The following is an 8,829-nucleotide window of genomic DNA, read 5'->3' as shown; positions in this document are numbered from 1 at the left end:
CTTACGAGGATTACGGACATGGCGCACTTTGAACTGGTCGAGAAGATGGCACCCAATGCCGTCATCAAGGTCATCGGCGTGGGCGGCGGCGGCGGCAACGCCGTGGCTCACATGGTGAACAGCAGCGTGGACGGGGTGGAATTCATCACCGCCAACACCGATTCGCAGGCGATCAAGAACTGCGGCGCGAAAATGCAGCTGCAGCTCGGCGGCAACGTCACCAAGGGCCTGGGCGCAGGCGCGAATCCGGAGGTCGGCCGTCAAGCCGCGCTGGAGGATCGCGAGATCATCATGGACGCGCTGCAGGGCGCGGACATGGTGTTCATCACCGCCGGCATGGGCGGCGGCACCGGTACCGGCGCCGCACCCGTGGTGGCGCAGCTGGCGAAGGAAATGGGCATCCTGACGGTGGCCGTGGTCACCAAGCCGTTCCCGTTCGAGGGCCGGCGCCGCATGCAGGTGGCGCTGAAGGGCATCGAGGACCTGTCCGCGCACTGCGATTCGCTGATCACCATCCCCAACGAGAAGCTGATCACCGTGCTGGGCCGCAACGCCACCATGATCCAGGCGTTCCGCGCCGCCAACGACGTGCTGCTCGGCGCGGTGCAGGGCATCGCCGACCTGATCGTGCGTCCGGGCCTGATCAACGTCGACTTCGCCGACGTGCGCACCGTGATGAGCGAGATGGGTCTGGCGATGATGGGCACCGGCCACGCCCGCGGCGACGACCGCGCGCAGGCCGCCGCCGAGGCCGCCATCCAGAACCCGCTGCTCGACGACGTCAACCTGGCCGGCGCCAACGGCATCCTGGTCAACATCACCGCGGGTCCGGACTTCACCATGTCCGAGTTCGACGAGGTCGGCCGCACGATCGAGAACTTCGCCAGCGAAGACGCGACCGTGGTGCTGGGCACCGTGCTCGACCCGGACATGCAGGACGAGGTGCGGGTGACCGTGGTCGCCACCGGCCTGAACCGCGGCAGCGCGCGCCAGAGCGTGCGCGGCGGCGACTTCGCCGGCGGCAGCGAGCAGGCGCGTCGCCCGCAGGTGCAGCTGATCCACACCCAGGCCAAGCGCGACGGCACCACCGGCCTGGCGATCGACGACATGGTCGCCGAGCCGGCCCAAGCGCCGAGCATCGCTTCGGCGCTGCGCGGCCGTAGCGACGACACCGCGTCGAAGCCGGCGGTGGCCGACTTCGGCAGCGACAGCAGCTACCTGGACATCCCCGCCTTCCTGCGTCGGCAGGCGGACTGACCGCGGCTGCGGATCGGCCGGTCGGCCGTCCGTACCGACCAGCACACGGCCGCCCGCCCGCGGCCGTGGATCCACCCTCTTGCCACCGGGCCGCGCGCCGGCCCGGTGGCCTTCTCGACGCTGCGAGGCCGCGTGCATGCGCCCTTGAGTGTCAGGCGTCGAGGCCCGATATCGCCAGAGCGATCCGGGGTGCTCCAATGGGCCCGCAGTTCGCCACTTTCGTTCAGATTCAGCCGCGCGTGCTAACCTTCCGCCGTTCAGAATGCGATCCATTCGCGCGTTCTTCACGCATCCGGCAGCCCCCATGCCCAGACAACGCACCCTCAAGAACACCATCCGCGCCACCGGCGTGGGCCTGCACAGCGGCGAGAAGGTCTATCTGACCTTGCGCCCGGCCCCGGTCGATACCGGCATCGTGTTCCGCCGGATCGATCTCGAGCCGGTGGTGGACATTCCCGCAAGCGGCGACCTGGTCACCGAGACCATGCTGTGTACCGGCCTGACCCGCGGCGAGGGCAAGGTCATGACCGTCGAGCATCTGATGTCGGCCTTGGCCGGCCTCGGCGTGGACAACATCTATGTCGAGCTGTCCGCGGCCGAGGTGCCGATCATGGACGGCTCGTCGGGGCCGTTCGTGTTCCTGCTGCAGTCCGCCGGCATCGTGGAGCAGGCCGCGCCGAAGCGCTTCATCCGGATCATCGAACCGATCGAGGTCCGCGATGGCGACAAGGTCGCGCGCTTCACGCCGTACGACGGCTTCAAGCTCGACTTCACGATCGAGTTCGACCATCCGGCGATCCCGGCCACGCAGTCGCGGGCGGTGGTGGAGTTCTCCACCGAAAACTACATCCGCGAGGTCAGCCGTGCGCGCACGTTCGGCTTCATGCGCGACCTGGAGTTCATGCGCGAGCGCAACCTCGGCCTGGGCGGATCGATGGACAATGCGATCGTCCTCGACGAGTTCCGGGTCCTCAACGACGATGGGCTCCGCTACGCCAACGAATTCGTCCGCCACAAGATTCTCGACGCGGTGGGCGACCTCTATCTGGCGGGCCACCCGGTGATCGGCGCCTTCGAAGGCTTCAAGTCGGGCCACGCGCTCAACAACAAGCTGGTCCGGGCCGTGCTCGCCCAGCCGGCGGCGTGGGAAGAAGTGACGTTCGACGTCGGCAAGGCGTCGCCGCTGGTCTACGGCGTGCCGGCCACCGCCTGAGCCCATGGCGGCCCTCGGGGCCGTTTTTTTTGGGCGGAGGCCCGGAAACCAGAGGGCGCGAGCAGGCGCTTCGAATGTGTTTCCAGGCCCGTTGGTATCCCTCGAGAAATCGCCTGTTCAGGTGAATGGCGCGTGATATTTTAATGAAAAATTAATAATTAAATCACGCTATTTTGCTTCTGATTTAACTCTCTCCATGCCGCATGCCGATAGCATGCCCCCTCCTGCTGGTGGAGGATATGTGAAGATCCGCCGCCTGGCAGGGTCAGGGGGAGCGCCCCGTGCCGGCCTTCTTGGGAGGCGGCAGGAGCGCAGCGGCCTCCCGCAGGGCGGCCTGGGCGCGCGTCGACAGAACGCGCGGCGCAGGCGACGCGGGAGGTGGCGCATGGGCCGGGCGTGTCGAGGTTCTGACCGTCAGTTCCGTGACTTCCAGGCCGAGGGAACGAGCCGATTCGAGGATCTGCGGACCTGCCAGCCGGACCTTGGCATGCCAGACCGCGGCATCCACGAGCAGGACGAGCCTGTGGCCATCGACGTTGCCCAGCCGCGCATGCGCGGGGAGCGGCGAGGGCAGCAGGGGACGCAAGCGCCGGTCCAGTCCGTCGAGCCACAGGGCGCGGCGGAGCGGACCTCCGGAGGCGCCGTCCATCGCCGCATCGACTGCGGGCTGGGCGGGGCGCGGACCGGAGGGCACCGGTGGTTTCGAACGTTTACCAGACATCGAGCGCATGACCTTAAACAACATGACCCAGCAGGCGCGGCACCGCATCATGCACTGGTTGCAGGAGGGCCGCGCGCTGATCGTACGCCGCCCCGGTACCGCCGCCGCCGTTCTGGCCTGTTCCGGCCTGATGCTCGGAGCCGGCCTCGGCGCCACTGAAATCTCCCGGCTGCATGCCGCGAACGCGAACCAGCAGGCGCGCGTCGAGGCGACGCGCAGCGAGGCGCAGCGCGAGATCAACGCGCTCGCCGCGCGGCTCGGCGAGCTGCAGGCCCAGGCCAACCGGCTCAACGCGCTCGGCGAGCGCCTGACCCGGATCGGCAAGCTCGGAGACGGCGAGTTCGATTTCAACGCCGCCGTCGGCATGGGCGGTCCCGGGCCGGTGTCCGATATGCCGCCGCGTGTGCTGCAGGGTGGCATGGACCATCTCGAGGCCCAGTTCCGCGTCTCGGGCGACCAGTTGTCCGTGCTCGAAGCGTTGCTGCTCGGACAGGAAATGGACCGCGCGGCGCTGCCGTCGCGGGCGCCGATCGCCAACAGCTTCGTGACCTCGCACTACGGGTATCGCGCTGATCCGTTCAGCGGCGGACGCGCGTTCCACCGCGGCATCGACTTCGACGCCCGGCGCGGCGACCCGGTGATGTCGGTGGCCGATGGCGTGGTCAGCTATTCGGGCCGTCGCGCCGGCTACGGCAATGTGGTCGAGGTCGATCACGGCAACGGCTACGTCACCCGTTACGCCCACAACAGCCGCAATTCCGTGCAGGTCGGCGATCTCGTCCGTGCCGGCACCGAGGTGGCCAAGGCGGGCTCCACCGGCCGCTCGACGGGTGTGCACGTGCATTTCGAAGTCTGGGAAAACGGTCGCGCGTTGAATCCGCGGCAGTTCCTGGACGACATGGGCGTAAGCCGCCAGTAAACCCGTCGCCTTCGACGCCCGCGAACCCGATTCGCGGCCGTCGTCCCCGCAGCGACTCCCGCCCGGCACGATCGTCCCTCTCCCGCGTGCGGGGCGAGGCGGCGCGCTTGCGAGCCGTGGGCGCGCGTGCCGGTGAACGCGCTCCCGGCAACGCGAGGGCCTGGGCGTGGAGCGGGGGTTGGGGCGAGGGGCGTTGCACGCATGGAAAGCGCCCTCATCCGCCCCTCCGGGGCACCTTCTCCCGCGAGCGGGAGAAGGGGGCCGGTCGCGGCATGCTTGCGGCACCTTCTCCCGCGAGCGGGAGAAGGGGGGCGCGACATGCTCGGAGCGCTTTTTCCCGCAGGAGAAGGGAGCCGGTCGCGGCATCTTCAGGCACCTCCCCCGTGGACGGTTAGGAACAGGCGGCGGTCTGTCCCGGACACCTTCCCCGTAGGCGGGAGACGGCCGCGGCACGCCCGCGCAGCTCCCCGCCGCCGCTTGAAACGCACCCCCAGCGTCCCCACGGTACAATCCGCGTTGCCATGAGAAAGGGCGCCCCGCGCCCTTTTTTCGTTGCGGATCCCGGCCGTCGGCCCGATCCGCGTCCTGAACTCAAGACTTCGGTACCTTCATGCTCAATCGCCTGCTCACCAGCGTCTTCGGCAGCCGCAACGACCGCTCCGTCAAACAGCTCGACAAGATCGCCCAGAAGGTCAATGCGCTCGAGCCGGAGATGCAGCAACTCTCCGATGCCGACCTGCAGGCGAAGACGCCGGCGTTCAAGGAGCGCATCGCCAACGGCGAAACCCTCGACAAGCTGCTGCCGGAAGTCTTCGCGGTCTGCCGCGAGGCCAGTCGCCGCGTGCTGGGGATGCGCCACTACGACGTGCAGCTGATCGGCGGCATGGTGCTGCACATGGGCAAGATCGCCGAAATGCGCACCGGCGAGGGCAAGACCCTGGTCGGCACGTTGCCGGTGTATCTCAACGCCCTGGAAGGCAAGGGCGTGCACGTGGTCACCGTCAACGACTACCTGGCCCGCCGCGACGCCGCGCAGATGGGCAAGCTCTACAACTGGCTGGGCCTGACCGTCGGCGTGGTCTACCCGGGGATGCCGCATTCCGACAAGCACGCCGCCTATGGTGCCGACATCACCTACGGCACCAACAACGAGTTCGGCTTCGACTATCTGCGCGACAACATGGCGCTGTCGCGGGCCGACCGGTTCCAGCGCGCGCTCAATTTCGCGATCGTCGACGAGGTCGATTCGATCCTGATCGACGAGGCGCGTACCCCGTTGATCATCTCCGGTCCGGCCGACGAGACGCCCGATCTCTACATCAAGGTCAACCGCATCGTGCCGTCGCTGCAGCGGCAGGCGACCGAGGACGGCGAGGGCGACTTCTGGGTCGACGAGAAGCAGAAGCAGGTGCACATGTCCGAGGCCGGACAGGAGCACGCCGAGGAGCTGCTGCGCAAGGCGGGCATCCTGGGCGAGGACGAGGGGCTGTACGACCCGAGCAACATCCACGTCGTCCATCACCTCAACGCTGCGATGCGCGCGCACGCGATCTACCAGCGCGACGTGGACTACATCGTGCGCGATGGCGAGGTGGTGATCGTCGACGAGTTCACCGGCCGCACCCTGGCCGGTCGTCGCTGGTCCGACGGCCTGCACCAGGCGGTCGAGGCGAAGGAAGGCGTGCCGGTCCAGCGCGAGAACCAGACGCTGGCCTCGATCACCTTCCAGAACCTGTTCCGCATGTACGACAAGCTCGCCGGCATGACCGGTACCGCCGACACCGAGGCCTACGAGTTCCAGTCGATCTACGGGCTCGAGGTGGTGGTGATCCCGACCCATCGCCCGATGATCCGCAAGGATCACCCCGATGCCGTGTTCCTCAACCGCAACGGCAAGTACCGGGCGGTGGCGCGTGAGATCAAGGAAGCGCACGAGCGAGGTCAGCCGGTGCTGGTGGGCACCACCTCGATCGAGGTCTCGGAACTGCTGGCGCAGCAGCTCAAGGCCGAAGGCATCGCCCACGAGGTGCTCAACGCCAAGCAGCACGAGCGCGAGGCGCAGATCATCGCCAATGCCGGGCGCCCGCAGGCGGTGACCATCGCCACCAACATGGCGGGCCGCGGCACCGACATCGTGCTCGGCGGCTCGCTGGAAGCGGAGCTTCACGAGCTCGGCGAAGACGCCGACGACGCCCAGAAGGCCGCCGTGCGCGCCGCCTGGCAGGAGCGCCACGACGCGGTCACCGCTGCCGGCGGTCTGCACATCATCGGCACCGAGCGCCACGAATCGCGCCGCATCGACAACCAGTTGCGCGGCCGTTCGGGCCGCCAGGGCGACCCCGGTTCCAGCCGTTTCTATCTGTCGCTGGAAGACAACCTGATGCGCATCTTCGCTGCCGACTGGGTGCAGCGGGTGATGGCGCGCATGGGCCTGCAGGAAGACGACATCATCGAGTCGCCGCTGGTGACCAAGCAGATCGCCAACGCGCAGCGCAAGGTCGAGGCCCACAACTTCGACATCCGCAAGAACCTGCTCGACTTCGACGACGTCAACAACGACCAGCGCAAGGTGATCTACGGCCAGCGCGACGAGCTGCTCGACGCCGAAAGCGTCGGCGAGACCGTCGACGGCATCCGTGCCGATGTCGTCGCCGAGGCGGTGGCGCGCTTCGTGCCGCCGGACTCCATCGATTCGCAGTGGGACCTGCCGGGGCTGGAAGCCGCGCTGCAGTCCGACTTCGGCCTGCGCATGGACCTGCAGCACCTGGTGGCCGAGGACATCGACGCCGAGGGGATCGCCGAGCGCGTGCAGGCGGAGGTCGATGCGCTGTTCGCGGCGAAGGAGCAGCAGATCGGCAGCGACACCATGCGCACGCTCGAGAAGCACCTGATGCTCAATGTGCTCGACCAGAGCTGGAAGGAGCATCTGGCGCGCATGGACTACCTGCGCCAAGGCATCTACCTGCGCGGTTACGCGCAGAAGCAGCCGAAGCAGGAGTACAAGCGCGAGGCGTTCCTGTTGTTCTCGGAGATGCTCGACAAGGTCAAGCGCGAGGTCATCGCGATGTTGGCCCGCGTGCGTGTGCGCAGCGAGGAGGAGATCGCGGCGATGGAGGCCGAGGAGCGACGCCAGATCGAGGCCAAGCTCAACCAGGCGCAGTTCCAGCATGCCGAGGCCGGGGGTTACGGCGCCGACGAGGAAGCCGCCGAAGTGCAGCGGGCGCAACAGGCTCGGCAGGCGCCGGCAGGCGGCCTCGCCGCACCGGTGGCGCCGATCACCCGCGACGAGCCGAAGGTCGGCCGCAACGACCCGTGCCCCTGCGGCAGCGGCAAGAAGTACAAGCACTGCCACGGGCAGCTCAGCTAGCTGAGCTGCCCGTGATGCAGCCCGCGATACGGGCTGCATACCCAGATCCGCGTTGCGGACCTGGATATACGGTGTTTTCTTCCGATCCCCCGCGCCTTCGGCGCGCCCCCCTTACCAAGGGGGGCTTTGCTTTGGGGGGAGCTGCGGGTTTTCGCGCCCGATGGCTGGGCGGCTGGGAGCCGCCCGGCGCTGTCGCCGTCGTCGGTCTCGCGTCGATCCGGGACGAAGACCCTTCTGCCTGCGGGTACGCTGCGCTGGTTCGGTGCCGTGTCGTGCCTTGCCGGGACCGGCGATTGCCGATGGCGCGGTTGTTGCCGATGATGTCGTCATGAGTGAACAGGACGATGTCGCCGCCGTCGAAGTCGTGGCGGGCGTGATCAGCGATGCGCGGGGCCGGGTGTTGCTGACCCGGCGAACCGAGGGGCGGGACCTGGCCGGGTTGTGGGAGTTTCCCGGTGGCAAGCGCGAACCCGGCGAGAGCGCCGAGGCCGCCCTGGTGCGCGAGCTCGACGAGGAGCTCGGTATCCGCGTCGACATCGGCGATCCGCTGATCGCGGTGCCGCAGCGCTATCCGGGCAAGCGCCTGCGCCTGGATGTGCGCCGGATCGATCGTTGGCGGGGAACGCCCAAGGGACGCGAAGGTCAGGCCATGGCCTGGGTGCCTCGGGACAAGCTCGTCCGCTACGACATGCCGCCTGCCGACAAGCCTGTGGTCGCCGCGCTGTTGCAGCCGGCACGCTATGCGGTCACGCCCGAGCCCGATGCGGATACGCGCGACGAGGATTGGCTGGCCGGCATCGAGCGGCTGCTGGCCGGTGGCGTGCGGCGCCTGCAGGTGCGCCTGCCCGGGCTGGATGCGGCGCGCCGAGGGCGACTGGTGGCCGGTGCCGCGGTGCTGACGCGCGCGGTCGGTGCGCAGTGTCTGATCAATGGCGAGGCCGATCTCGCCAACGAGCACGGTTGCGGTCTGCATCTGCGTGCGGCGCAACTGCGCACGCTGCACGAGCGGCCGGTGCCGGCGGAGATGCCGCTGGCCGCATCCTGTCACGATGGTGAGGAGCTGCGGTCGGCCCAGTCGCTGGGATGCGATTTCGTGGTGCTGGGGCCCGTGGCCGAGACCGCCAGTCATCCGGGCGTCGATGGGATCGGCTGGGGGCGGTTCGCCGCCTTGCGCGAGATCGTCGCATTGCCCATCTACGCCATCGGCGGCCTCGGGCCCGACGATTTCGACATCGCCCGTGCGCACGGCGCGCAAGGCATCGCGGCGATCCGACGATTCTGGGACGCACCTGCGACGAACCGGGGTGGGCGTCGTGCCAACCGAGGCGGGGCCGGGTCGGATCGCTGAGGCG

6 protein-coding genes are annotated in these 8,829 nt (G+C 68.4%); 5 read left to right on the top strand and 1 reads right to left on the bottom strand.

What is annotated here, in order from left to right:
- Positions 1-18 precede the first annotated feature (18 nt).
- Positions 19-1,257: a cell division protein FtsZ gene (gene ftsZ, locus RG19_RS12315; RefSeq protein ID WP_058835522.1), complete on the top strand. Its 1,239-nt coding sequence runs from the start codon at positions 19-21 to the stop codon at positions 1,255-1,257.
- 304 nt (positions 1,258-1,561) lie between these two features.
- Positions 1,562-2,470, top strand: a complete 909-nt coding sequence (lpxC, locus tag RG19_RS12310; RefSeq protein WP_058835521.1) for a UDP-3-O-acyl-N-acetylglucosamine deacetylase — start codon at positions 1,562-1,564, stop codon at positions 2,468-2,470.
- A gap of 265 nt (positions 2,471-2,735) precedes the next feature.
- On the opposite strand, the gene RG19_RS12305 is transcribed toward lpxC, so the two are convergent.
- Positions 2,736-3,191, bottom strand: coding sequence for a DciA family protein (locus RG19_RS12305; protein WP_157515252.1), 456 nt, complete (start codon positions 3,189-3,191; stop codon positions 2,736-2,738).
- Between the two features lie 7 nt (positions 3,192-3,198).
- On the opposite strand from RG19_RS12305, the gene RG19_RS12300 reads away from it, so the two are divergent.
- From RG19_RS12300 to RG19_RS12290, 3 genes are all read left to right on the top strand, one after another.
- The gene (locus tag RG19_RS12300) at positions 3,199-4,110 is read left to right on the top strand and encodes a M23 family metallopeptidase (protein WP_082672650.1); all 912 of its coding nucleotides are present in this window, start codon (positions 3,199-3,201) and stop codon (positions 4,108-4,110) included.
- Positions 4,111-4,720: 610 nt separating this feature from the next.
- Positions 4,721-7,477 carry a preprotein translocase subunit SecA gene (gene secA / locus RG19_RS12295; RefSeq protein WP_058835519.1) on the top strand — a complete coding sequence of 919 codons (2,757 nt, stop codon included), beginning with the start codon at positions 4,721-4,723 and terminating at the stop codon, positions 7,475-7,477.
- A 328-nt stretch (positions 7,478-7,805) separates the two neighbouring features.
- A complete protein-coding gene (locus RG19_RS12290; protein ID WP_058835518.1) occupies positions 7,806-8,825 on the top strand; it encodes a Nudix family hydrolase in 1,020 nt (339 codons plus the stop codon).
- Positions 8,826-8,829 lie beyond the last annotated feature (4 nt).

This window comes from Luteimonas abyssi, assembly GCF_001482195.1.
Classification (GTDB): Bacteria; Pseudomonadota; Gammaproteobacteria; order Xanthomonadales; family Xanthomonadaceae; genus Luteimonas; species Luteimonas abyssi.
Note: the sequence above shows the minus strand (reverse complement) of the source record. Positions and strands in the feature narration are given on the sequence as shown.

Coding starts and splice junctions, on each gene's coding strand:
- RG19_RS12305 (WP_157515252.1), bottom strand. CDS start 3,191: ATGTCTGGTAAACGTTCGAAACCACCGGTGCCCTCCGGTCCGCGCCCC.
- secA (WP_058835519.1), top strand. CDS start 4,721: ATGCTCAATCGCCTGCTCACCAGCGTCTTCGGCAGCCGCAACGACCGC.
- ftsZ (WP_058835522.1), top strand. CDS start 19: ATGGCGCACTTTGAACTGGTCGAGAAGATGGCACCCAATGCCGTCATC.
- RG19_RS12300 (WP_082672650.1), top strand. CDS start 3,199: ATGACCTTAAACAACATGACCCAGCAGGCGCGGCACCGCATCATGCAC.
- RG19_RS12290 (WP_058835518.1), top strand. CDS start 7,806: ATGAGTGAACAGGACGATGTCGCCGCCGTCGAAGTCGTGGCGGGCGTG.
- lpxC (WP_058835521.1), top strand. CDS start 1,562: ATGCCCAGACAACGCACCCTCAAGAACACCATCCGCGCCACCGGCGTG.